The organism is Montanilutibacter psychrotolerans (assembly GCF_003719825.1).
Taxonomy (GTDB): Bacteria; Pseudomonadota; Gammaproteobacteria; order Xanthomonadales; family Xanthomonadaceae; genus Montanilutibacter; species Montanilutibacter psychrotolerans.
Genome location: NZ_RIBS01000001.1, coordinates 688,424 through 712,352 on the forward strand (window position 1 = coordinate 688,424; position 23,929 = coordinate 712,352).

At 66.1% G+C, this 23,929-nt stretch carries 16 protein-coding genes; 8 read left to right on the top strand and 8 right to left on the bottom strand.

The genetic code is table 11. The features are described 5' to 3' along the window. The first annotated feature begins 82 nt into the window (after nt 1-82). The 4 genes from EER27_RS02920 to EER27_RS16840 all read left to right on the top strand — a co-directional run bounded on the left by EER27_RS02920 (nt 83) and on the right by EER27_RS16840 (nt 6,822). Nucleotides 83-5,038, top strand: coding sequence for an RHS repeat domain-containing protein (locus EER27_RS02920; RefSeq protein ID WP_148040909.1), 4,956 nt, complete (start codon nt 83-85; stop codon nt 5,036-5,038). A 5-nt stretch (nt 5,039-5,043) separates the two neighbouring features. Beyond that, entirely contained in the window at nt 5,044-5,571 is a 528-nt protein-coding gene (locus EER27_RS16835) for a hypothetical protein (RefSeq protein ID WP_148040910.1), read from the top strand. Between the two features lie 235 nt (nt 5,572-5,806). Further along, nucleotides 5,807-6,214, top strand: coding sequence for a hypothetical protein (locus EER27_RS02925; protein WP_123086504.1), 408 nt, complete (start codon nt 5,807-5,809; stop codon nt 6,212-6,214). A 209-nt stretch (nt 6,215-6,423) separates the two neighbouring features. Further along, complete coding sequence (locus tag EER27_RS16840) at nt 6,424-6,822, top strand: hypothetical protein (protein ID WP_148040911.1); 399 nt, start codon at nt 6,424-6,426, stop codon at nt 6,820-6,822. 121 nt (nt 6,823-6,943) lie between these two features. On the opposite strand, the gene EER27_RS02930 is transcribed toward EER27_RS16840, so the two are convergent. Beyond that, the gene (locus tag EER27_RS02930) at nt 6,944-9,535 is read right to left on the bottom strand and encodes a TonB-dependent receptor (RefSeq protein WP_223807136.1); all 2,592 of its coding nucleotides are present in this window, start codon (nt 9,533-9,535) and stop codon (nt 6,944-6,946) included. Nucleotides 9,536-10,834: 1,299 nt separating this feature from the next. Continuing rightward, nucleotides 10,835-12,001 carry a Vgb family protein gene (locus EER27_RS02935; RefSeq protein ID WP_148040912.1) on the bottom strand — a complete coding sequence of 389 codons (1,167 nt, stop codon included), beginning with the start codon at nt 11,999-12,001 and terminating at the stop codon, nt 10,835-10,837. A gap of 126 nt (nt 12,002-12,127) precedes the next feature. On the opposite strand from EER27_RS02935, the gene EER27_RS02940 reads away from it, so the two are divergent. After that, nucleotides 12,128-12,982 carry an EcsC family protein gene (locus EER27_RS02940; RefSeq protein ID WP_123086506.1) on the top strand — a complete coding sequence of 285 codons (855 nt, stop codon included), beginning with the start codon at nt 12,128-12,130 and terminating at the stop codon, nt 12,980-12,982. A 23-nt stretch (nt 12,983-13,005) separates the two neighbouring features. Here EER27_RS02940 and EER27_RS17550 read toward each other — a convergent pair whose 3' ends face one another. The 6 genes from EER27_RS17550 to EER27_RS02970 all read right to left on the bottom strand — a co-directional run bounded on the left by EER27_RS17550 (nt 13,006) and on the right by EER27_RS02970 (nt 19,000). Next, nucleotides 13,006-13,194, bottom strand: coding sequence for a pentapeptide repeat-containing protein (locus EER27_RS17550; protein WP_190285615.1), 189 nt, complete (start codon nt 13,192-13,194; stop codon nt 13,006-13,008). 908 nt (nt 13,195-14,102) lie between these two features. Continuing rightward, complete coding sequence (locus EER27_RS02950) at nt 14,103-16,217, bottom strand: carboxypeptidase-like regulatory domain-containing protein (protein WP_123086508.1); 2,115 nt, start codon at nt 16,215-16,217, stop codon at nt 14,103-14,105. Beyond that, on the bottom strand, nt 16,214-17,029 hold the full coding sequence (locus EER27_RS02955; RefSeq protein ID WP_123086509.1) for a COG1470 family protein: 816 nt from the start codon (nt 17,027-17,029) through the stop codon (nt 16,214-16,216). The genes EER27_RS02950 and EER27_RS02955 overlap by 4 nt, the downstream gene beginning before the upstream one ends. Beyond that, nucleotides 17,026-17,520 (bottom strand): hypothetical protein, encoded by a 495-nt coding sequence (locus EER27_RS02960; protein WP_123086510.1) that lies wholly within the window; start codon nt 17,518-17,520, stop codon nt 17,026-17,028. Before EER27_RS02960 ends, EER27_RS02955 begins: the two co-directional genes overlap by 4 nt. Next, nucleotides 17,517-18,152, bottom strand: a complete 636-nt coding sequence (locus tag EER27_RS02965; RefSeq protein WP_123086511.1) for a hypothetical protein — start codon at nt 18,150-18,152, stop codon at nt 17,517-17,519. Before EER27_RS02965 ends, EER27_RS02960 begins: the two co-directional genes overlap by 4 nt. A gap of 239 nt (nt 18,153-18,391) precedes the next feature. After that, on the bottom strand, nt 18,392-19,000 hold the full coding sequence (locus EER27_RS02970; RefSeq protein ID WP_123086512.1) for a hypothetical protein: 609 nt from the start codon (nt 18,998-19,000) through the stop codon (nt 18,392-18,394). Between the two features lie 479 nt (nt 19,001-19,479). Here EER27_RS02970 and map point away from each other — a divergent pair, with 479 nt between their 5' ends. Genes map through dapD form a run of 3 tightly spaced genes read left to right on the top strand, consistent with a single transcriptional unit; the run spans nt 19,480 to nt 23,929 of the window. Continuing rightward, on the top strand, nt 19,480-20,256 hold the full coding sequence (map, locus tag EER27_RS02975; protein WP_123086513.1) for a type I methionyl aminopeptidase: 777 nt from the start codon (nt 19,480-19,482) through the stop codon (nt 20,254-20,256). Continuing rightward, nucleotides 20,253-23,033, top strand: coding sequence for a [protein-PII] uridylyltransferase (gene glnD, locus EER27_RS02980; RefSeq protein ID WP_123086514.1), 2,781 nt, complete (start codon nt 20,253-20,255; stop codon nt 23,031-23,033). The genes map and glnD overlap by 4 nt, the downstream gene beginning before the upstream one ends. Beyond that, nucleotides 23,009-23,929 (top strand): 2,3,4,5-tetrahydropyridine-2,6-dicarboxylate N-succinyltransferase, encoded by a 921-nt coding sequence (gene dapD, locus EER27_RS02985; protein ID WP_223807156.1) that lies wholly within the window; start codon nt 23,009-23,011, stop codon nt 23,927-23,929. The genes glnD and dapD overlap by 25 nt, the downstream gene beginning before the upstream one ends.

Below are 23,929 nucleotides of genomic sequence, written 5' to 3' on the forward strand. Positions count from 1 at the left end.
CAGGGCGTGCGGCGTGCTTTAAGCGCGCGAAATTCGAGTTCGTGTGGGAGAATCACGTTGGGGTATCGGCAGGCGATCTGGCTTGCCGGAAACAGGCTCAACTGCCTGGAATCGTTCGTCTCATGACTGTCGTCGCTCGTCTTCCCTCAATCCGTGGGAATGGGAGGGCGCGGCATTTTCCAAGTGTGAAGGGAGTTGCATGTTTTCAAGCGGGGAGTGTGGGGTTCTGTCGCGTGCCGGTTCAGTGAGCACGCCTGCCAGGCGCCTGGGGGCGCGAATCGCAGCGGGATTGTCGCTGGCCTTCGCGCTCGTTTCCGGAGTGGCGTCGGCCCAGGGCGCGCCCGGTTACGGCATGCACGAGCGGCACCTGGACGCGTTCAACCGCGCGACCAAAGTCACCGCGTTGAAGGTCGATGCGTTCGGCGACCGCACGAACATGTTCGATGGCAGCGTCGAGTTCAACGTCGCCGACATCTCGCTGGCGGGCAACAACGCGCTGCCGGTGGAGTTGCGTCGCAGCTTCCGTGTCGAGAATCGCGGTTCCTCGTCGAACGGCCCCATCGGATGGGGCTACCTTGGCGGCGTGGGTGAGTGGGACCTCGACGTTCCCTATGTGAGAGGGACGTTTGCTGAGTCGCTGGGCTGGGTTGTCGGCAACGCCAAATCCACCGCGCGGTGCAGCAATACCGCCGCGCCGCCGGATGTCGGCCAGTTTCCCGCCATTGAATACTTCAACGGGTATTCGATGCACATCCCGGGTGGTGGCGACCAGTCGCTGCTGAATACCCCCAGCAGCGCGTTGCCAGCGCCCAGCGATGGCCAGACGTACCCGTGGATCACCAAGTCGTTCTGGCGGCTGTCCTGCAAGCCGGCCACCAAGAATGGGCTGGCGGGTGAGGGTTTCTTTGCCGTGTCGCCGGAGGGCATCCGCTACCACTTCGACTGGGCGGTAAGCCGGGAGGCGCCGAAGTTCATCTACGGTGCTTACAAAAGTTCGTTCAACAGCGGTCTCGGTGGGACGATGCCGCGCGTCAATGTGTTCCTGCTGGCCACTCGCGTCGAAGACCGCTTCGGCAACTGGGTCAACTACACCTATGCCGGCGACAAGTTGCAGAACGTTGTCGCCAGCGATGGACGTCGCATCGATCTCGTCTATTCCGGTGGCAACCTGGCAAGCGCCAGCGCCAATGGCCAGCAATGGCAGTACGCGTACACTTGGGGCAGCCTGTCCAAGGTCACCCTGCCGGACAATTCCACATGGACATACAGCGCCAGCGGGCAACTGGATGCCACGCCGCCCGTTTGGGTGCCGCCGACTGAAGACGGCATCGAGGACTGCCCACCCCGGCTTGAATCCGCCACGGGTCATTACGATTACGTCGTCAAGCATCCCGCCGGTGCGTCGGCTCGGTTCGAATTCGAACTGCTTCCCCACGCACGGACAGACGTGCCGCACTGGTGCATCAAGCCCAGTTTCACGTACGAGTACCTGAGGATCCCGAACGTCATCGATTCGTTCACGCTGCAGCGCAAGCTGGTAAGCGGCGTCCAGCTCGAACCAATGGAATGGCGCTATCAGTGGAACAGTTCAATGCTTATGGGCAACCGTAGGGTCGATATCGTCGGCCCGGGCGGACGATTCGAACGCCAGCATTTCGGTAACGCTTACGGCATCAACGAGGGGCAGTTGCTGAAGACCGAGGTGGGCCCGAGCGCAGCGAGCATCCTTTCGGTCACGGAGAACACCTATCTGTCCAATGCGCAGGTGGCGTTGCAGCCGTTTCCCGCCGTGGTTGGCAATAATCCCAACACACTGGCCGATCGGTATAGTTCGGAGTTGCACCCATTGGGTAGCTCCACCACTACGGTGCAGGGAGTCGGATTCAGCGCCACCACGCAGACCTTCGACGTCTTTGCCCGACCGCTAGCAATCGCGCAAGCCAGTTCGCTGGGCAGCCGTACAACAGCCATGACCTACCACGACAACCTGGCGAAGTGGGTGCTGGGCCAGCAGGCGTCGACGTCGATTAACGGCGTCGTCGCCAATTCGACCGAATTCGACGCGGTCACCGCGATGCCGCTGCGTCAGTACGCCTTCGGCAAGCTGGCGCATTCGCTGGCGTACTACGGCGCGGGGCCTCTCAAGTCCGTCACCGACGGGCGCAACTACACCACCACGCTGTCGAACTGGAAGCGCGGCGTGCCTCAGCTGATCCAGCACCCCGACACCACCACCGAATCGGCCGTGGTCAATGACGACGGCACCCTGGCCTCGGTCACCGACGAGAACGGTTTCACCACCGCTTACGAGTACGACCCGATGGGCCGCCTGGCGAAGGTGACCTATCCAGAGTCCGACACCGTGGCGTGGGCGCCGACCACTCAGGTGTTCGAGCCAGTGGCCGTCAGCGAGTACGGCATCCCGGCCGGACACTGGCGTCAGACCGTTGCCACGGGCAACTACCGCAAGGTCAGCTACTTCGACGGGCTCTGGCGTCCGGTGCTGAGCCGCGAGTACGACACGGCCAACGTCACCAACAGCAGCCGCTTCAGCGCGTTTGGCTACGACCATGAGGGGCGGGCGACATTCGCGTCCTACCCGGTGGCCTCGACCTCCTCGGTGGCCGCCATCACCCAGGGCGTGCGCTCGCAGTACGACGCGCTGGGTCGTCTCACCCGCGCCGAGCAGGACAACGAACTGGGCAGCGCGCCGCTGGTCGCCACCACCGACTACCTGGCCGGCTTCAAGACCCGCACCACCAACCCACGCGGCAAGCAGGTCACCACCTCGTACCTGGCCTATGGCGCGCCGATCACCGACTGGCCGGTGTCGATCATCAAGCACGCCGACGCTGGCGTCACCATCAACACTGACATCGTGCGTAATGCGTTCGGCAAGCCGCTGTCGATGACCCAGCGCAACGACGCCGGCACGATCACGGCGACGCGCGGCTACAGCTACAACAGCAACCAGGAGCTGTGCCGCACGTCCGAGCCGGAAGGCGGCACCACGGTGTTCGCCTACGACGCGGCCGGCAACCTGGCATGGTCCGCGCCCGGCGTGCCTGCAACCACCACCTGCACCTCCAGCATCTCGGCTACGGCCAAGATCAACCGGGCCTACGACCCGCGCAACCGCCTCACCGCGCTGACCTTCCCCGACAACCTGGGCAACACCACCTACACCTACTACCCGGATGGCCAGCCGCACACGCTGGTTACGGACAACGGCGCCTCCAACGTCGTCACCACCACCTACGTCTACAACAAGCGTCGCCTGCTGACGGGCGAAAACCTGCAGTGGCCCGGCGTCAACTGGAACCTGGGCTACGGCTACAGCACCAACGGCCACCTGGCCTCGCAGACCTACCCGGACAACACCTCGGTCACTTACCTGCCCAATGCGCTCGGGCAGCCGACGCAGGCAGGCGGGTACGCCACCAGTGTCAGCTACCACCCCGACGGGTCGATCAAGCAGTTCACCTACGGCAACGGCATCGTCCACGAGCTGACCCAGAACCTGCGCGGTCTGGCCGAGCGCAGCCGCGATGCCTACGGCGGCGTGGCGGTGCACGACGACAACTACGACTACGATGCCAACGGCAACGTGGCCGCGATCAGCGACGGCCTGCCGGGCGCGCCCGGCAACCGCACGATGACCTACGACAATTTCGACCGCCTGACCGGTGTCACGGCGCCGATGTTCGGCGGCGACGGCGTGGCCAGCTTCGGCTACGACGTGCTCGACAATCTGTTGAGCGCCAGGGTCGGCAACAAGAGCCACGTGACGTACACGCACGACGCCACGCGCAACGTGCTGAGCACGGTCCGCAACAGCGCGGGCACGGTGATCGACACGTTGGGTTACGACGCCCGCGGCAACGTGACCATCCGCACCAACGCCACTTACACCTTCGATCGGGGCAACCGCCTGCGCAGCGTGACGCCGACCAGCGGCGCGGTATCGAGCTACGTGTACGACGGCCACGGCCGCCGCGTGCGCGACACCCACGGCCATTCGAAGTACAGCCAGTACAACCAAGCCGGTCAGTTGATGTACGCCAGCGACCTGCGCCTGGACCTGCGCACCAACTACATCCACCTGGGCGGCAGCCTGGTGGCGACCCGGCGCCTCGACCCGGTCAGCGGCGCGGTGGCCACGCGCTACCAGCACACCGACGCTCTGGGCAGCCCGGTGGCCGTCACCGACCCGACCCGCACGGTGATCGAGCGCAACCAGTACGCCCCCTACGGCGCCCAGATCAGCGGCCCGGTCAGCGACGGCCCCGGCTACACCGGCCACGTGCAGGACACGGCGACCGGGCTGACGTACATGCAGCAGCGATATTACGATCCCGCCATCGGACGCTTCCTCAGCGTCGATCCTGTGCCTGCAGACGGCAATACCGGAACCAATTTCAATCGCTACTGGTATGCCAATAACAATTCATACAAGTTCACCGATCCAGATGGTAGGGCGGCGATTATCACGTACAAACTAGACGGCACAATTGATATTAAAATTCCAACAAATTTCATCGGGCCGGCCGCCACAAGTCCACACACGCTTGCTAGCGACACATCAAGCATGTGGAGCGGAAACTACTTTGTAAATGGCAGCTCGACTGCGACCACAGTGAGCGTGAGTGTTGTTCCAGTTACAGCAGACACGCCTGTCGGTGCAATTAACAATATTACGTTGATAAATGGGCCGACATCTGACACGCAGTCGCAGGGTGCATCATTTATCTCCGGAGTTGGTGGAAATTCTGGCGAGATCAACCTGACCTCTCCGGGAATGCAAAGCGGCGAAGGTGGTCATGAATTTGGACACGTTATGGGGGCTAATGATCAATATGCGTCTTCTGTAGATGCTAACGGAAACAGGGCAACAACTCCGAACGCTGGATATAACGGAAATATCATGGGGGAGCTCCCCGGCACGCCTGATAGTCGCAACATGCAGGAAATATTGGACAATCCTTCAAACATACTAATAATCGAGGAGCCAGCTTCCTCGTCGCCGGGTGCCCAGTGAATGGCATGAAGAATGTATTTGGCCTCTTGGTTTCCGCAATTTTTATATTGTGTGCGCCTTCGGTTGCGCAGGCTGGAAATAAACTGAAGGGGCAGCGATACGTGTACTGCAACGTATTTGCCGCTTCTATCTGCTTTGGCATAACGCAAGGGGAAAGCAGCAGGATGACTATCCCTGCTGACTTCGTTGTCTACGACGTGGCTCTGGGGAATGGGTTGACAGCAATTGTTTACAGTGGCCGTCAGCCGCAGCCGCTCGCATTGCCGCCAGCGGTTGGTCTCAATGAGTACACTGTCCCCGAAGGGCGTGTTGCATATCAGCCATTGACCCAGGGGGGCTATGATTTTTTCTTTCGGCCAAGCGCCGCAAACCTACCTATCACCCACGTTCAGTTCCAGAGCGTTACGAAAGGTCAGGAAGAGATTTTTACTGATTTCATGAGAAATATCAGAGCTTGCGGTGCTGGTTCTTCTGGTGTGGCGTGCTCGGAATCCAGGATTTTCAGTCAGGCCATAGATCAGATGGGGTTGTAGGTTTGAGGTAACGCCAGGCAACCGAGAGGAGGATGCCCAGGATGGCGCGACTCGGTGTGGTGGGCGTTGCAGACACGGCCTTCAGCTCACGTGGGGTGGGTTCGGCCGCGGATTGGGCCATCCGCCCCGGAGCCTTGGCATGCGGCGATGATGGGTATCGCTTCGCTATCCATGTAAGGCAACGCATGTCGCAGGCACTAGGCTGACCCCGTCTCACGCGAGATAAGGAAGAGCGATGACGGCTGTGATGAAAAGGAAAGTCGTATCGCTGACCTTCCGAGGGTTTGAAATCGACCCTTGCCAAGTGGAAGCGCTGCTTGGGGTGAGTGCGAGCAGCGTGGGCCGGCGTGGTTCGCCCGTTAAGCCGGGAGTTGAGACGGTCCTGTTGCGTTCATTCGCGAAGTTTGCGATTGAGCTTGATGCAGGGTGCAGGCTTGATGAGGTGGTTCCATCCCTGCTGAATCGGCTTGGTGGCGTTGAGAAGATTAGCCAGGTTCGTGATGCGGTCTCGCCGGAGTTCTTCGAGTTGGATATCACGTGGCCCGTGAAATGGTCTGACGAGCAGGAAGGGGGGTTCTTTCCCACGCACGTCATAGCAGACCTGTTTCACCTGAAGTGTGCTTTGTCGTTCGGGTTCGTTTGAGAGGGAGCGGAGTGAGCCGTTCCTCTGAAGCCCCGGTTCAAATGCAGGCGGTGAATGAAGTCAGGCCTGAGGTTGACGCTGAGGTCGCACCGCGCGAGCGTGATGTTCAATCGCTGTCACGAGATGGGGCGCCAACTGGATCGGCGCGCTCGACTGGGCGCTTTTGGTTAGGTCGTAGCGTTGCCAACCAACCATTCATTCGAGCTGCCATGAAGACCAATCTTGCGCGACTGCTGGTGTTGACATGGGCGCTCCTTGCCGCGGCTTGTGACATGGCGCCCCCGGCAGATCGACTTGTCGATATCGTCGGATTCGACTTGAGTGAAGCCAAGCTTGTCGAGAAGGAATACCGGAGTTCCAGGCTGGGTGCGGAAGGGCTGAGGTTACTCATCTACGAGTTTGACCCTGGCACGCAGCGCGGTACGGATCCATGCACCCGTGCTGGCTATCGAGAGGCAAATGCAGCCAGTGTCTTGAAGAGGTATCCGGCTCTGCAGCCTTACGTGGATGTGAATGGCGCGGCGGTGTGCGTGCGTCGAAGCAGCAGTGCGCGTGCCGGAGTTGCTGTCTTGCAAGGGGACACAGTGGCAGTGCTGATTTTCATCTAGCCGTCTCCGGAACTGCGCCAACAAGAACGCCCACCCGTCCGGCTGGACAGATGGGCGTCTTCATTTCCTTGCATCGTGACCTACGCCGGGATTCGACTCCGGCGCAGGTCCGCGTGGCCTCTTAGAACTTGTACTTGAAGCCGACCGTGACGAACCGTCCCAGCGCGTCGTATTGGCTGATGTCGTACGGCAGTGCGCCACCGGCCGGATCGAACGGCGGCTGGCTGTCGGCGAGGTTCTGGACCGACGCGTACAGCGTGGTGTTGCGCAGGCCTTCGTAGCCCACGTACAGGTCGAAGCGGTGGCTGTCGTCGACCTTGGCCTGCAGCCCCGGATTGCTGCTTGCGCCCACCACCTGCTGCTCGTAGCCGCCGACGTAGCGCCAGCTCAGCTGCGCATTCCAGTCGCCGCGTACGACCCCCAGCGAGGTGATGCCGCGCCACTTCGGCAGCGCGCCGAAGCGGTTGCCACCGGCGCCTTCCTGCGCGGGTTCGCCTTCGGCCTCGGGCTGCTTGAAGCTCAGCAGCCGCGTCCACGTACCATCCACGGTCACCTTGCTGTTGCCGACACTCCAGCGCTTGCGGCCTTCGATGTCGAAGCCGGTCGTGGTCAGCGTGCCCTGGTTGGTGTAGCGGTTCTCGACCAGCTGCAAGCGGCCTTGCGCATCGCGGGTCACGCGGCCCGGGTACTGCTGCGGGTTCGATACGATCTTCTGCACGCTGTCGGACCCGATCAGGTCCTGCTGCTCGATGCGGTAGACATCGATGCCCAGGCTGGTGTCGGCGTTGGGCGCCCACAGCGCACCGAGGTTGATGTTGCTGGAGCGCTCCGGCTGCAGGTCCGGGTTGCCGGCACGCAGCACGGTCACGCCACGCGTCGCACCCGGCTGCACCGGATCGAACGGATCGATCACGCCGCCGTAGCTGATGGTGGTGCTCTGGGCGATCTCGGGCAACGACGGCGCGCGGAAGCCGCGCGAGGCATTCAGGCGCAGCAGCCAGGCTTCGCTGGGCTGCCAGCGGACGCCAAGCTTGGGCGAGAACGCGCTGCCGAAGTCGCTGTAGTTGTCGCCACGGCCGGCCAGTTGCACCTCGACCGTCTCGAACGGCTTCAGGCTCAGCTCGACGAACGCCGCCGACACGTCGCGCGTGCCGTCGATCAGGTTGATCGCCGGACGCAGCTCGGTGCCCGACAGCACCTGTGGGCTGGTGCGCGCGTCCTGCGTTTCGCGACGGAACTCCACGCCCGCGGCGACGCCGACATCGCCGGCCCACAGCTGCCACGGGAAGCCGGACACCTTCGCGTTGACCGACGCCAGTCGGTACGTGCCCGGGCGTCGGGTCGACAGCCGCAGCGCATCCAGAGGCGCCGGGGTGCTTGCCGGGTTGCTGAAGTCGTAGCTGCCGTCGGCCAGCACCTGCTCGAACGCATAGCGGTTGACGAAGTTGCGCACGTACTCGCGCTGCTCGCTCTGCGAATAGTTTGCGGCGACTTCCCAGTCCCACACCTCGCCCTTGCCGCGCAAGCCGACCAGTGCGCGCTGGAACTGCGAATAGTTGGTCTTGTAGCGCGGACCCAGGTCGAGGAAGGTGTACTCGAACGGGGTGGCGACGCCGTACGGATTGGCCGGGTGACCGGGCGGCAACACCGCCGGCACGTCGACCAGGCGGCCGCTGGCCGCGTCGTACGCGCGCAGGCCGGCGCCGACGGACAGCGGCGGGCCGAAGAACGCGCCGTTGCGGCTCTGGCTGTACAGCAGTTCGGCGTAGCCCTGCAGGTTGTCGTTGAACCACACGTCGCCAGCCAACGAGGCCTGGTAACGCTGGGCGTCGGGCAACAGGGTGCGGAACGCCTGGGTGTTGAACGCGCACGCCTCGCCGGGCAGCGGGCTGCCGAAGTCGGCGTAGGGGCGTGCGACGGTGCCGTTGGGGCAGGTGTCGAAGCGCACCGGCGCGCGCGGGTTGCTGAGGTAGCCGCCACCCTGGGTCGACCAACCGGCAAGCTTGCCACCGGGCTGATCGCGGTAGTCGCCGTCGCGGGTCAGTTCGCGCTCGTCGGCGTTGAGTTGGCCGCGCTTGAGCGCATCGAAACTGAAACGCAGGCTGTAGCCATCGCTATCGGGATCGCCGATGCCGGCGCGCAACCCGACCTTGCCCTGGTTGATGCCGCCTTCGGTGGCCGCGCCGAAACTGCCATCGACTTCGATGCCCTCGATCCTGCGGCGCAGGATCAGGTTGACCACGCCGGCAATCGCGTCGGAGCCGTACAAGGCCGAGGCACCGTCCTTGAGGATCTCGATGCGCTCGATTGCCCCCAACGGCAACGCGTTGAGGTCGACGAAGTTGTCCTGGGTTTCCTGCGCAAACCCGTACGACGCCACGCGCTGTCCGTTGACCAGCACCAGCGTGTTCTTCTGGCTGAGCCCGCGCAGCGACACGCCTGCCGAGCCCGCGGCGAAGCTGCCGGTGTACTGCTCGTTGAAGCTGTTGCCGCTGTTGACCGTCAGGCTGCGCAGCAGGTCGGAGACCGACACCTTGCCGCTCTTCTCGATCTGCGCGCGGTCGATCACCAACACCGGGTTCACCCCGGCTTCGTCGGTGCGCTTGAGGTTGGTGCCGGTGACCTGCACCGCACCGAGACTGACGCCGGGTGCCGCGGTGGCTGGATCGGCGGCGACCGCGTCATCGGCCAGCACGACGGGTGTGGCAAGCACGGCCGCCAGCGCCAGGGCGAGCGTGGAATAACGTGTGGAAATGCGGGAAACGGATGGCCGGACTGGCGCGGAAACAAGGGATTGCACAGCGAACTCCTGGGTAGCGGAAGGGAAAGCGGGAAAGTGCGAATCCGTTCGCAGCGACGCGCGGCCCGTCGCGATGCAAGCGCGAGACAGGGCCAGGCACGGGGAGGGAAGCGCGGCGGTACGCCACGAGGGCGCCGCTGCGAATGCGTGATTCGGGTGAAGCTCGGGGCGGCTCAGCGAGAAGGGCGGCGGCCGCGGCGGCGCTATGCCGCCGGCCTACACATCGACGCCATCGAGGTCGTACACCACGGCGTCATTCGCGCTGGATGGCGATCGCGGCAGCGGGTGTTGGCGATGGCAGAGGCGTGATGGAAGGCGAAGCAATGCAGGTGCATGACGGCAGGACCAGGGTTCAGAACGGGCGTGGCGAAATGTGTCAACACGAATGCCGATGTCGACACATGGAGCTCGCGTCGGAGATCCGACGGTCACTGGCACGCAGGTTCTGGAGTCCTTGCTGGATCACGGTCACGGGTTCGCTGGGCAGGGCCGGCAGTGCTGCCGGGCCGACATTTGTCGCATCGCAGCAAAGGTCGGTCCAATGCGCGTTCCGCATCTTCTTATGCCTCTGGGGAATCAAAGGGGACGGAGGGAATTGATGGCGGGCTTGAGCCCGCCCTACGACAACTGACGCTGGATGGCGTGGAAACGTAGGGTGGGCCCTGGCCCACCGGCAGCACGTAGGGTGGGCTCCAGCCCACCACCACCCATTCACGGAAGGCGGGCTTGAGCCCGCCCTACGGCAACTGACGCCCGATGGCGCGGAAACGTAGGGTGGGCCCTGGCCCACCGGCAGCACGTAGGGTGGGCTCCAGCCCACCACCACCCAATCCACGGAAGGCGGGCTTGAGCCCGCCCTACGACAACTGACGCTCGATGCGCGGAAACGTAGGGTGGGCCCTGGCCCACCGGCGGCACGGGCTCCAGCCCACGATGTTCCCCCCACCGCTCGATCAAAGGGGACGGAGGGAATTGATGGCGGGCTTGAGCCCGCCCTACGACAACTGACGCTCGATGCGCGGAAACGTAGGGTGGGCCCTGGCCCACCGGCGGCACGGGCTCCAGCCCACGATGTTCCCCCCACCGCTCGATCAAAGGGGACGGAGGGAATTGATGGCGGGCTTGAGCCCGCCCTACGACGACTGACGCTCGATGGCGTGGAAACGAAGGGTGGGCCCTGGCCCACCGGCAGCAGCCAGCCCACCAGGGCAATCACCGCTTCCCCGGCACCGTGTTCACGTCGGCGTACGGTTCGAGGCTCAGTCGCCCCACCTTGTTCGACCCCAGCTCGGTGAACCAGATGTTGCCGTCGGGCCCCTGCACGATGCGGTGCATCACCGTCTGCGTGGTGGGCACCTTGTAGTAGGTGATCGGGACCTGGGACAGATCGCCCGGGTTGGCGGTGAGGATGGATTTGTCGATCCTGACGATGTAGTCGCTGCCCGCCGGGCTGGGGTTGGCGGGCGTGGGATTGTTCTGGTCGACGTACTGCTGCACCCAGAGGTTGTTGTCCGCATCGAATGCCAGCGCCGCCAGGATGACGTTCGACTGGGACATCGGCAGCTGGAACTGCGTGATCACGCAGTTTGTCGAGGTGCAGTCGCCCGGGATGCGGCTCACCCGGTTGCCTGCCTCCTCGGTGAACCACATCGCGCTACTGCCGGGCTCGGGCACGATGGCAATCGGGCGGCTGTTGTTGGTGGGAATCTTGAACTCGTCGACCGTGCCATCGGGCTTGATCCGCGCAATCGCATTGCCGACGAGTTCGGTGACCCACATCGAGCCGTCGTTGCCGGCGCGAACGTAGATCGGGACGCTGCCGACGGTCTTGAGCGGGTAGGTCGTCACCTGGCCGTCCTGGGTGACCTTGCCCACCGTTCCCGTGCTCTTTCCGGTGAACCAGAGCGTCATGCCGTCGGGCCCGAGGCCCAAGCCGTGCGGGTGCGTGTTCAACTTTCCATCGGGACACGTAGGACAGTCGAGGCGAACATCGATGGTGCGATCGGTCTGGCCGTTTGCGTCGAGGCGGACGATCTGTCCGGCGAATTCGAGCGTTACCCAAAGCCGGCGATCCCCGTCGAATTCGATGCCGTGGGGACCGCTGCCGGTGGGCATCGGGTAGAAGGTCATCGCTCCCGATTCGGCCACCTTCACGACCTGGTCGTAGTTCTGCCCGGTGATCCAGAGATCCTGGCCGCCCTTGGCATCGAAGGTGATCTCGTGCGTCGAGCCGGTCGGCGCAGCATGGCAGGCGCCGGTTTCCACCGAAGGCTGGTTGGGATAGGCGATCGGGAACTCGACGATGGTTCCCGGCAACTGCGCCTTGAGCGGGCCTGAAACGGCGGCGCAAAGCGCTACGACAACGAGAGATCCGCGCATGAGTCGACTCCTCCTTGAGTAAGCGGAGTCTCGCATACCGATGCGGCAAGCCGGGTAGATTCCGCCGGGCGGGGCGGGGGCTGGATCCGGCTCGTCGGGGCCCGCCCGCTGGGCTATCGTTCCGACATGAATCTTCCTGTGATCCGTTCTTCCGACGCGGCGTCTTCCGACACTGCACTCACCGTTTTGCCTGACGCCGACCTGGCGCAACTGCGGCAAGCTCATGACCTGTTGGAGAACCCGGGCATCGCGGCTCAACTGGCCAACCTGGTCGGGGCGCCAATCGAGTACGTGTTCCGCAAACAGTTGCCCCGCGGGGTGACAAAGGTGATCAATTCGACGGTGCAGTCGGCGCTCGAGAAATCGCTGCGGGTGGCCACTGCGACGTTGGACAAGGACGCCGCTGGGCGGCCCGCACGGCGCGGGTTGCACAAACTGGCGGTGGCGACCACGGGCGCGGCGGGAGGCGCGTTTGGTGCAATGGGCTTGGCTGTGGAGTTGCCATTGACGACGACTCTGATCCTGCGTTCGATCGCCGAGATCGCACGAGCAGAGGGCGAGTCCTTACAGGATCCGGCCACCGCACTGGCCTGTTTCGAGGTGTTGGCGATGGGCGGTGGCGGCGATCGCGACGATGGGGCCGAGTCTGGCTACTTCGCCACGCGGGCGGTGCTGGCGCAGCAGGTCGCGGCGGCCGCGCAGTACATCGCGGCGCACGGCATCAGCGGCAAGGGCGCGCCGGCCATCGTGCAGTTCATAGCCGGCATCGCCGCGCGGTTCTCGGTGACGGTCAGCAAGAAGGTGGCGTTGCAGAGCGTTCCCGTGATCGGCGCGGTCAGTGGCGCAGCACTGAACACCTTGTTCATTGGCCACTTCCAAAGCATCGCGCGTGGCCATTTCATCGTCCGTCGCCTGGAACGCCAGTACGGTGCGGCCCGGGTGCGGGAGGCGTACGCGGCCTTGGGGTCGAAGAAGGGCTAGGGAGTCAATTGGAGAAGGTGAGGTCAGTGGAGGTGTGAGCAAGGCGTTCGGGTGAACGATGCGCGGGTGAACGACGCGCGGGTGAACGACGCGCGGGTGAACGACGCGCGGGTGAACGACGTGCGGGTGAACGACGCGCGGGTGAACGACGTGCAGGTGAAGGGCGCGCGGGTGAACGATGCGCGGGTGAACGACGTGCGGGTGAAGGGCACGCGGGTGAACGACGCGCGGGCAGCGTGCGGGTTGCGTGAGTGCTCGCTCCCTGCGCGGCATTTGCGTTGGCTCCCGCGAGGCGCTTCGCGGAGCAAGTGCTGGCGTGGCTCCCGGGGCGCAGTGGTGGGCGGGTTGGCTGCGTTGGGGTTCGCTTCGCTCAACCGTGCCTATGACGGCAGCGCCGTTGCCGGAACTGTCGATGTTGCCGTTGCGGCCGCGGTTGCCGTAGCCGTAGCTGATGCCGCCGCCGCCGCTGTTGCCGTTGTTGCCTTGGGGTTCGCTTCGCTCAATCGTGCCTATGAGGTCAGCGTCGTTGCCGGAGCTTTCGTTGTTTCCGTTGCAGCAGCGGTAGCCGCAACTGATGCCGTGGTGGCCGCTGCCGCCGTCGGCCGTTGTTACCCCTGCGGCCGCGGTAGCCGTAGCTGATGCCGCCGCCGCTGTTGCCGTTGTTGCCTTGGGGTTCGCTTCGCTCAATCGTGCCTATGAGGTCAGCGTCGTTGCCGGAGCTTTCGTTGTTTCCGTTGCAGCAGCGGTAGCCGTAACTGATGCCGTGGTGGCCGCTGCCGCTGCCGCCGTCGGCCGTTGTTGCCCCTGCGGCCGCGGTAGCCGGAACTGATGCCGCCGCAGTTGCTGGTGCCGTTGCCGTTGCCGTTGCCGCCCGTTATGTGAGGCACACGATTTTCCAGTTCTACGCGCAGGCGCCGTTCGACACGGCGCGAGGCGGTGTTCGACTGCGCCGGGCGCGCAGCCACGGCGCTGGGTTCGGTACTCAGCTGCGCACAGGTCGGTGCGAGGCGTCGGGGGCTTGTCACGGCTGGCCACGCGCTGCTGCGCGGCCAACGGCGGGGGCAACGGAATCGAGCCCCGATGCCCACGCGCTCCTTACTCCTGGCCCGCCATTTCCGGTCTAGCGCGTGCGTCGCGCGCCCACGTCGATGTGCTCATCGCTGCGCAGGCCGACGTTGATGCGACGCTGTGCGTCGGCCGGGTCGATGAACCAGGGCAGGGCGAGGTTGTCGGTCACCACCGTGACGGTGTGCTGGCCACTGGCAACCCGGGGGAACTCGAAATGGCCGAGGTTGTCGGTGCGGACGCTGTACCGGCCGTCGAGCAGCACGGTGATGTTGGCCGCGGGTTGTTCGCTGGCGCTGCGCACGCCGTCGGCGTTTTCGTCGAGGTACACCGTGCCGGTGACGCGGCCGGACGCGCTGCCGGGGGCGCCACCGATCACCCCCTGCGGACGACCGCCGTGGCGCTGGTAGCGCAGCGTCACGTACAGCGAACGATCGCGCGGCAGCTCGATGAACTGCGGATCCGGTGCCAGCGGGTCCAGGACGAATGGCGAGCGGCGCGCGCCTTCGTTCTGGTAGTAGCCGGCGGACAGTGACCAACGGGGGGCGATGCGCCAGTCCAACCCGAGATTGAGGTCAAGTCCGCGCTGGGCTTCGTTGCCGCTGCCCTCGGTCCAGCGCACGTTGGCGTCGACGCTGAGGCGGTCGCCAAGATCGCGGCCGCCGTTGAGTGCGAACGTGGTGGTGCTGGTCGCGGGCCCATCGTCGTAACCGATGCGGCCATGCTGCAGCGACGCCGACAAGCGCGAGCCGACGCGCAACGGCAGTGCGTGATCGATGCCGAACTGCCAGTTGTCGCCGCCGTCGCCGTGCGACTGGTCGTATTGCACGCGCGTCTGGCCCAGGCGCGTGGTGCGATCGACAAACCACTGCGCGCTCCAGGCATCCTCATCGGAGTGGCGCAGGTTGAGGCTGCCGCCGTAGGACAGCACGCTACTGGCCTGGTAACGCGCGTAGCCGGTTGCGTAGGTGCCATCGAAACTGTTGCCACTGACCGAGTCGATCCGGTCGATGCCGGCGTTCCAGCTCCAGCGTGCGAACTGATAGCCAAGGCGGTAGTAGCCGCCCTGGGCATCGTTGCTGATCGGCTGCGCTCCCCAGGCCAGGCCGGGCTCGAGCCGGAACATGCCGTAGCTATGCTGGTAGCGGCCGCGGGTGGCATTGCCGTCGATCCAGACACCGTTCGCGCGCGTGCGTGCGTCGCCGTCGGTACCGGTCGGGATGCCCTCGGCCTCGCTGCCCAGCAGGTTGACCTGCACCGATTCGCGATCGCCCTGCCAGGCGGTGGCGGCGTACAGCGCGTTGCTGTCGCCATCGGGCAGTCCGAAGCGGTTGCCGTGGGCGAACCGTTCGCCCTGGGTGCCGAGAAACGCAGCCGCGCCGCTCCAGCCCGGCGCCCACCGCCACTGCGCGCCGAGTGCGGCGACGTGACCGTCGGCGATGTCGAAACCGGTGACGCGGTAGCCGCTGTAGGTGCCGCTACGACCCAGCGCTGCCTGCAGTTGCAGGCCGGTGAGGTCGTTGCGCCACGTGCTGCTGGCGCCGGCAAACGGCAGGCCGGGCAGGAAGAAACGGAACTGATTGCGCTGCATCGGCAGCGCCGGGCTGTCCAGTACACCCAGGCCGTTGTCGACCCGCCAGCCGCCGGGCATGTGCAGGCCGCGTTGCCACAAGGTCACGCGGCCACTGCTGTCGTCGCCGAGGTTGCCCCGGTCGAGCAGGAATCCGTCGTCGGCATCGCCGTTGTCGCGATCGTTGCGCAGCAGCGTGGCGTCGAGGCTGAGGCTGCCGAAATTGACGGTGTCCCAGTGGCCGCCGAAAGACAGCGCCTGCTCGTCGTGGCGCTGCCCGCCGCGGTCATCGCGGCCCAACAGCAGCTCGGCGTACAACGAGTACGGCCGGCCATCGCCGACGTCGAGTTCGTCCTCGTCGGGCGGCAACGGCTGCAGTTGTTCGCTGCTCAACACGCGATCGCGGTAAGGGGCGGCATCGGCGGCGGTTGCCGCAACGGGTGCAGGCGGTGCGGCTTGGGCCACCGCGCCGCCGCGTTCGATCGCGGCGAGCGTGGCCAGTGCATCCAGTGTTTCGCCGGCCTGCGCCGCGCGGCAGGCAAGCACGCCTGCGATCGCCAACGCCAAGGTGGCCGTGGCGGGAACCCGACTGATCTTCATCGCGCGACGCTGGCCTCGATCGGCAGCGGCCGTGGGGCGGAATCGAGCTGGCCCTTGAGCTGCAACGGCCAGGTGATCGCAGGTGCGGCGGTGGTGGCGTTGTCGCCCTGCGGGTTCAGCGTGATGGCGCGGGTCTCGCCGGCCAGGATCGGCAGGCTGGACGGGGCGAAGGTGAAGCGCTTGCCGCTGGCGTCGCGGCCTTCGATGAACCCTTCGAGGCGGCCGTGCGCGTTGCCTTCGTTGCGGATCTGCAGCACGGGTACGTCACGGCCTTCGATGGTCTGTGCCGACTGGCCAACCACCGACAGGCGCGGCGCGGCGTCGCCAATGGCCAGGTAAACGACGATGCCGATGCGTCCGCTGACCGGCACGGGCATGCCCGCGCGCGTGGCCTGCGGCTCGCCTTCGATCATCAGCGCGAAGCGGCACTCGCCGGTCGGTGCATCCGCGGGCACGGCCACCTCGAAACGGTAGCGGCGCTTGCCGTTTGCCGGAACGTCGATCTGCTCGGCTTCGATGCCGACCCACGGACGGCAGCTGCCCGGCGCCAGCGCGTCGGTGAACTGCGGCAGGCCCTGGGCGTCCAGCGTCCAGTCCAGCGTGTGCAGCATCAGGCGCGTGGTGGTGTTGGAGACGTTGCTGATCTCGACGACGTCGCGCCAGGTGGTGCCGGGCGTGACGCGGTCTTCGAAGCGCGGCGGCGTGACCAGTACAGAGAAACCTTGGGCGAGCGCGGAGAGGGGCAACAACAGCAGGGCCGCGGCGATCAACGCGCGCTGCAGGCCGAGGCGGCCCGGGAAGTGGAATTTCATGGGGACTCCATGTCGATTTCGAAACCGAATTGCAGTTGCTGCGGGCGCTCGAGCCCACGGCCGTCGGAGTCGATCCGCAGCTGCAAGGTTTCCTCGAACAGACCGACCCCGGTCGGTACCGGGCCGGCGTGCACCAATGTCCGCTCGCCGGAGCGCAGCACGCCCGGCAGTAGCCGGCCGCGCGAGGCCCAGGTCACCGTGAGCGGTGTGCCGGAGGTGCTGGGAAGCGTCATGTAGATCTTGCCGTTGCGTCCCTGCCACGGCGCAAGGTCCAGGCGCACGCGAACCTCCACGGTGCCGGTCCAGGTCATCGGCTCGCCGTTGCGCGGCAGCAGGCGGGTATCGGTGCGCATGCGCACGCTGCTCGACAGCACCTGGGTGGCACTGTCGTCGATGCGGTGCGTCGCCGCCTGCAGCGGTTGGCCGGCGGCCAGCCCGAGCGCGGCGATCAGCGTGGCCTGGGCGAAGCGGGCGCGCAGTGACTGGCTCATGGCGTGATCAGCGTGAAGGTGACGGTGCCGTTGTAGACGCCGGCAGCGGGGAAGACATCGTTGCCGTAGGTGAACCTCAGGCAGCTTTCGCGCCAGGTGTTGACGTTGAAGCTGGCCAGGGTCTGTTGCGCCCCTGTGCCGTTGAAGCTGCCGGCAGGCACGGGCTGTGCGCCGGTGTCGCCGATGCCGCTGCTGGTCCAGCTGATCTGCGAGCTTGGGATGGTGGTGCCGCCAGCGGTGGTCAGGTTGGCCGGCGCGGTGGCGACCAGCGTTGCCACGCGGGTAGTGCTGCCCGAGCGCCGGTAGAAGCCGCCGATGTAGACCTCGGCCGGTACGTTGCAGAACGCGAAGTTCTCGTACGAGCTGCCTGCCCGGGTGGCGTTGCTGGTCATCGGCAGATTGACGCCGCTGCCGAGGGTCGCGGCCGGCACCGTCAGCGACACCAGCGTCTTGCCGGTGCTGCTGGTCAGGTTGTTGTTCTGGAACGTGCCCGCATCGCCGTCGCCGACCCGCAGGTACACGGCGGTTCCGCCGGCGCTGCTGATGTTGACCACGAACGCGGGCGCGCTGACGGGCAGGGCGACGGCCAGCAGGAGAGCCGTCAGGCGCGGTACGTACAGACGCGGCTTCATGTCGGCCTCGCGGTTATCAGCGGCGGGAGTCGGTGGGTGCGATGGTGCTGGGGGGACGGTGCACGAGTGGTGAGCAACATGCGCGCGCGAAGCGGCGGCGTCCTCGTGTCCCGGTCCGGGGTGGCCTGCCGGCACGGCCTCCAGGTGAGGGTGTCGACAGTCCGGAAATCGGGCGGATGGCCGGCCTGGGCCGGCCATCCGCGCGCATCGTCACTGGCCGTGGACGGCCAGAGATCGAATTACGGCATGACAGCGGTGTAGAGCACGCGGCCGTGGCCAGTGTTGACGCCGCCGTAGGTACCGGCAGCCACCATCGCGGTGTTGTCGTAGGTGAAGGTCCAGCGGGCTTCGCGGTTGACCACCTTGGTGGCACCGGCGGCGGCCAGCGGGATGCTGGTGGTGCCGGCGTCGATCAGGGTGGGGTGCGGCAGCAGGGTCGCGCCGCCGACCGGAGCGGCGGTGGCGGTGATCTCGTTGTAGGAGATCGTGTCGGTGCCGCTGGTGAGCGGGCCGGTGGTGGTCGAGGAGAACGTCACGTCGCCGTTGTTGCCGACGACCTTGGCGCTGACCGTGCCCGCACCGACGTCGCCGCCGGTGCCGGCAACCGCGGTGCCATTGCCCATGGTGGTGGTCGGGGCAACGAAGTCGATCAGGTCGATCGTGCCGTTGTTGGCCGACGCGGTACCGGTACCGACCTGCAGGAACAGCACGCGCGGCACGGTGATACGGAAGTCGAGGTGGGCCGAGGCATTGCCGGCGCCGCTGACGAACTGGGAATCGGCCTGCGCGATCATCGGGACGCAGGACAGAGCAGCCGCGGTGAGCACGGCCTTGGTGGAGAGACGCATTGGTGATTTCCTTGGAGTGGCGATGGATGAGACAATTTGCTGGTGGGTGAAGGGCGTTTCCGCCCAGCATCCATGCGGGATACCGGCGCCGTGGGCGTCGGTCTTGCGACCGTGACAGCGCAAATCTGGCCGCGAAAAGTGGTCAACCCCGTTAAATCTGTCAGGGTGTTGTCAGCAAGTCCCGTGCCAACTTCTCGAGTCGTGATGAACGTCAAGCGCGATCTGCGCCATCGGTCAGGTTTCCCGGCGTTCAGCAAAGCTTTCACGCCATCTTGTGACTCGCATCACACTTTTGCCCCGCATCTGGGGCGACCGCTAGTGTAGGTGACGCAACGCGTCAAAGTTGGCGCACTACGTCAAAGTTGGCGCAGTGCGGCACCTGGCCCGCCCGGCCGTTCATCCTTGTGTTCAGGTTGGCAGAGAGGGCCGTCGCATCCGCCGGCGCGTTCAGGCAGCGGTGATTGGGCGATAATCCCCGCATGGCCATTTCCATCAAGACTCCAGAAGACATCGAGAAGATGCGCATTGCCGGTCGCCTTGCGGCCGAGGTGCTGCAGATGATCGCCCCCCACGTGAAGCCCGGTGTCACCACCGCCGAACTCGACCGGCTGTGCAACGAGCACATCGTCAAGGTGCAGCAGGCGATCCCGGCGAACGTCGGCTACAAGGGCTTTCCCAAGACCGTCTGCACGTCGGTCAACAACGTGATCTGCCACGGCATCCCCAGCGAGGCCAAGGTCCTCAAGGACGGCGATATCGTGAATATCGACGTCACCGTCATCAAGGACGGCTGGCACGGCGATACCAGCCGCATGTACGTGGCAGGCACTCCGTCGGTGATGGCCAAGCGCCTGATCGACGTGACACGCGAGGCGATGTTCCGCGGCATCCGCACGGTGCGGCCGGGCGCGACGCTGGGAGACATCGGCGCCGTGATCCAGGCCTATGCCGAGTCCGAGCGCTTCAGCGTGGTGCGCGAGTACTGCGGCCACGGCATTGGCCGCGTCTACCACGAGGACCCGCAAGTGCTGCACTACGGACGCGCGGGCGAGGGCCTGGTGCTCAAGCCGGGCATGACGTTCACGATCGAACCGATGGTCAACGAGGGCGCGCGCCACACGAAGCTGCTGCCCGATGGCTGGACCGTGGTGACCAAGGACCGCAAGCTCTCGGCGCAGTGGGAGCACACCATTGCGGTCACCGAGGACGGCGTCGAGATCCTGACCCGGGTACCCGGCGACGACAACGACCTATGACCGGCCCGGGTGCTGTCGTGCCGGCGGCGGGGGCGCGCGCCGCGACCGGTCCGGGCGACGCAACCGCCGATGCGGCCTGGTCCGCCGCCGCGCGCACCAGCCTGGCCGAAACCGCTGCCACGCTGGCAAGCCGGTTTGATGCCAGCGCCGCAGCCGTCCTGGAAGCAGGCTCGGAGCCGGCGACCGATGCCGGCATCGATCGCCTGCTGACCGCGCGCGCCGCGGCAGTCGATGCCCAGGTGCGGGATGCGTGGTTGCGCTGCATCCCTGCCGACGCCGGGCTGGCACTGTTCGCGGTGGGCGGTTACGGCCGCGCCGAGTTGTTTCCCCAATCCGATGTCGACCTGCTGGTGCTGGTGCCGGAGGCGGCCGACACCGCATCGGATGCCGACGGTGCCGCGTCCGCGTCGCCTGCCCACGCCGAGGCACTCGCCCGGTTCTTCGCGCTGTTGTGGGATGCCGGTCTGCCGGTCGGCCATGCGGTCCGCACGCCACGCCAATGCACCGAGGCCGCCGCCGACATCACCGTTCTGACCGCCATGCTGGAGGCGCGCCCATTGCTGGCGGACGCCTCAGCCGTGGCCACCCTGCAGGCGGCTGCCAGCCCCGACCTGGTGTGGCCCGCGCACGAGTTCTTCGTGGCCAAGCGCGAGGAACTGCGCGCCCGTCACGCCCGCTATGGCGATACCGCCGACAACCTCGAACCCAACCTCAAGGAAGGCCCGGGCGGCCTGCGCGACGTGCAGACGCTGCGCTGGATGGCGCTGCGCATCATCGGCACGGGCGACTTCGAATCGCTGGTGGCGCTGGGCCAGCTCGGCGCCGACGAACTGGCCACCATGCAGCGCCAGCGTCGAGCGTTGTCCACGCTGCGCTTCGGCCTGCATCTGGTGGCCGGCAAGCGCGAGGAGCGCTTGCGTTTCGATCACCAGAAGACCCTGGCGGCCCGTCTGGGGCACGTCGACAACGCCGACAACCTGGCGGTCGAGCAGATGATGCAGGGCTTCTACCGCAGCGCCGCGCTGGTGCTGCGGCTTGGCGAACGCCTGCTGCAACGCTTCGAGGAGCAGCTCGAAGGCGAGGCGCAGCCGCAACCGCTGGGGCCGCGTTTCGAGCTGCGTCGGGGCTACCTGGCCGCGCGTCCGCACGACGCGGCAGTCGGTGAGCTGCCTTGGCCGGCCGATGCAGACGAAGTGCTCGCGCTGTTCGCTGCCTGGGCCAAGCACGGCGATCCGGCCGGCATGACCGGCCCGGCCATCGCTGGATTGCATTCGCAGACCGCGCGCGCACTGGCCGAATCCCTGCCGACGATCCCGTCGTTCGATACCGCTGCGCCCGCGCTGCGCGAGCGCTTCATGCAACTGCTGCGCGGTCCGCAACCGGTGGCCACGCTGACGCGCATGGCCCGCCTGGGCGTGCTTGGTCGATGGATCCCGGCGTTCTCGAACGTTTCCGGGCGGATGCAGTTCGACCTGTTCCATGTCTACACCGTCGACCAGCACACCCTTGCCGTGCTCAAGAACCTGGCGTCGTTCGCGTCCGGCCAGGCCGACGAACGCTTCAACCTCGCCCACGAGGTCTGGCCACGCCTGCGCAAGCCCGAGTTGCTGCTGCTGGCCGGCCTGTTTCACGACATCGCCAAGGGCCGCGGTGGCGACCATTCCGAGCTGGGCGCGGTGGACGCGCGCGAATTCTGCACCGCCATGGGTCTGTCGGCGGGCGACACGGCGCTGGTCGAATGGCTGGTGCGCGAGCACCTGCTGATGTCCGTGACCGCCCAGAAGCAGGACATCGCCGACCCCGAGGTCATCCACCGTTTTGCCACCCGCGTTGCCGATCGCGAGCGGCTCGACCATCTCTACCTGCTGACCTGTGCCGATATCGCCGGCACGTCGCCCAAATTGTGGAACGCGTGGAAGGATCGGCTGCTGGCCGACCTCTACACCGCAACCCGCCTGGCATTGCGGCGTGGGCTCGAGAACCCGCTGGCGGCGACCGAACGCAGCGCCGAGACGCGTGCTGCCGCGCACGCGATGCTGGCGGCGTTCGGCGTCAGCGACGAAGGCATCGAGGCGCTGTTCGCGCGCATGCCGGAGATCGGCTTCCAACGCGGCCGGCCCGACCAGGTTGCCTGGCAGGCAGCATCGCTGCGGGAGGTCGCCTTGGGCGACACGCGCGTGCGCGCCCGCCCGGTGGCCGCGCATGCCGGCGCGATCGAGGTGTTCGTGCACACCCCCGATCGCGCGGGTCTGTTCGCTGCGATCGTCGCCACGCTCGATCGCTGCGGCCTGGCGATTCAGCAGGCCCGGGTGCTCGACGGCCCGCACGGCATGATCTTCGACAGCTTCGAGGTGATCCCCACCGACCCGCGTTCGCCGCCGGCACCGGAAGAGATCGAACGCCGGCTGGCGCAGGCGCTGGCCGGGCCACTGGACTCGGTGAAGCCGGCGCGGCGCACGCAGCCCCGCCACTTGCGGCATTTCCGGATTTCCCCACAGGTCGGCTTCGATGTCGTCGACGCCGGCGCGGCCGGCGCGCGCACGATGCTGAGCCTGGTCTGCACCGACCGGCCAGGACTGCTTGCCGATGTCGCCGACGTGCTGCGCAGCCAGGCGCTGAGCGTGCACGACGCGCGCATCGCCACGTTCGGCGAGCGCGCCGAAGACGTGTTCCAGATCACCACCACCACCGACGGGCGCAACCAGCCGCTCGATGCAACCCGGCAGGAGGCATTGCGCGACGCGCTGCTTGCCTGCCTCGAAGGAGACAACCGATGAGCCTCGACACCAGCAAGCCCGCTCGCAAGACCTCCCGCAAGAAGGCAGAGCCCAAGGGCCCGGGCATCGACGAGCTGAAGTTCATGGTCGAGAGCGCGTTCGAGCGCCGCACCATGCTGACGCCGGAAGAAGTCGAGGGTTCGACGCGGCCCGCGGTCGAGCGCGTCATCGAAGGCCTCGAGGCCGGTGAGTTCCGCGTCGCCGAGCCCGATGGCCTGGGCGGCTGGAAGGTCAACGAGTGGCTGAAGAAGGCCGTGCTGCTGTACTTCCGCACCCAGGAGATGGAACTGGTCGACGCCGAGCCGGCGCCGTTCTGGGACAAGATCCCGATGCGTTTCGCCGGTTTCGACGAAGCCGCGTTCCGCAAGCTCGGCGTGCGCGTGGTGCCCGGCGCGGTCGCGCGTCGCGGCGCGCACATTGGCCGTGACGTCGTCCTGATGCCCAGCTTCATCAACATCGGTGCGCACGTCGGCGAAGGCACGATGGTCGACACCTGGGCAACGGTGGGCTCGTGTGCGCAGATCGGCAAGAACTGCCACCTGTCCGGCGGTGCCGGCATCGGCGGCGTGCTCGAACCGCTGCAGGCCACGCCGACCATCATCGAGGACCATTGCTTCATCGGCGCGCGTTCGGAAGTCGTCGAAGGCGTGATCGTCGGTCACCACAGCGTGATCGGCATGGGCGTGTTTCTCGGCCAGAGCACGCGCATCTACAACCGCGCCACCGGCGAGATCAGCTACGGCTACGTGCCGCCGGGCAGCGTGGTGGTGTCGGGGCAACTGCCGGCCGCCGATGGCAGCCACTCGCTGTACTGCGCGGTGATCGTCAAGCAGGTCGATGCCAAGACGCGCTCCAAGACCAGCATCAACGAACTGCTGCGCGGGCTGGCGGACTGA

Coding starts and splice junctions, on each gene's coding strand:
- EER27_RS02960 (WP_123086510.1), bottom strand. CDS start 17,520: ATGAGCCAGTCACTGCGCGCCCGCTTCGCCCAGGCCACGCTGATCGCC.
- EER27_RS02955 (WP_123086509.1), bottom strand. CDS start 17,029: ATGAAATTCCACTTCCCGGGCCGCCTCGGCCTGCAGCGCGCGTTGATC.
- map (WP_123086513.1), top strand. CDS start 19,480: ATGGCCATTTCCATCAAGACTCCAGAAGACATCGAGAAGATGCGCATT.
- EER27_RS02940 (WP_123086506.1), top strand. CDS start 12,128: ATGAATCTTCCTGTGATCCGTTCTTCCGACGCGGCGTCTTCCGACACT.
- EER27_RS16840 (WP_148040911.1), top strand. CDS start 6,424: ATGAAGACCAATCTTGCGCGACTGCTGGTGTTGACATGGGCGCTCCTT.
- EER27_RS02970 (WP_123086512.1), bottom strand. CDS start 19,000: ATGCGTCTCTCCACCAAGGCCGTGCTCACCGCGGCTGCTCTGTCCTGC.
- EER27_RS02925 (WP_123086504.1), top strand. CDS start 5,807: ATGACGGCTGTGATGAAAAGGAAAGTCGTATCGCTGACCTTCCGAGGG.
- EER27_RS02935 (WP_148040912.1), bottom strand. CDS start 12,001: ATGCGCGGATCTCTCGTTGTCGTAGCGCTTTGCGCCGCCGTTTCAGGC.
- EER27_RS02965 (WP_123086511.1), bottom strand. CDS start 18,152: ATGAAGCCGCGTCTGTACGTACCGCGCCTGACGGCTCTCCTGCTGGCC.
- EER27_RS02950 (WP_123086508.1), bottom strand. CDS start 16,217: ATGAAGATCAGTCGGGTTCCCGCCACGGCCACCTTGGCGTTGGCGATC.
- glnD (WP_123086514.1), top strand. CDS start 20,253: ATGACCGGCCCGGGTGCTGTCGTGCCGGCGGCGGGGGCGCGCGCCGCG.
- EER27_RS16835 (WP_148040910.1), top strand. CDS start 5,044: ATGAAGAATGTATTTGGCCTCTTGGTTTCCGCAATTTTTATATTGTGT.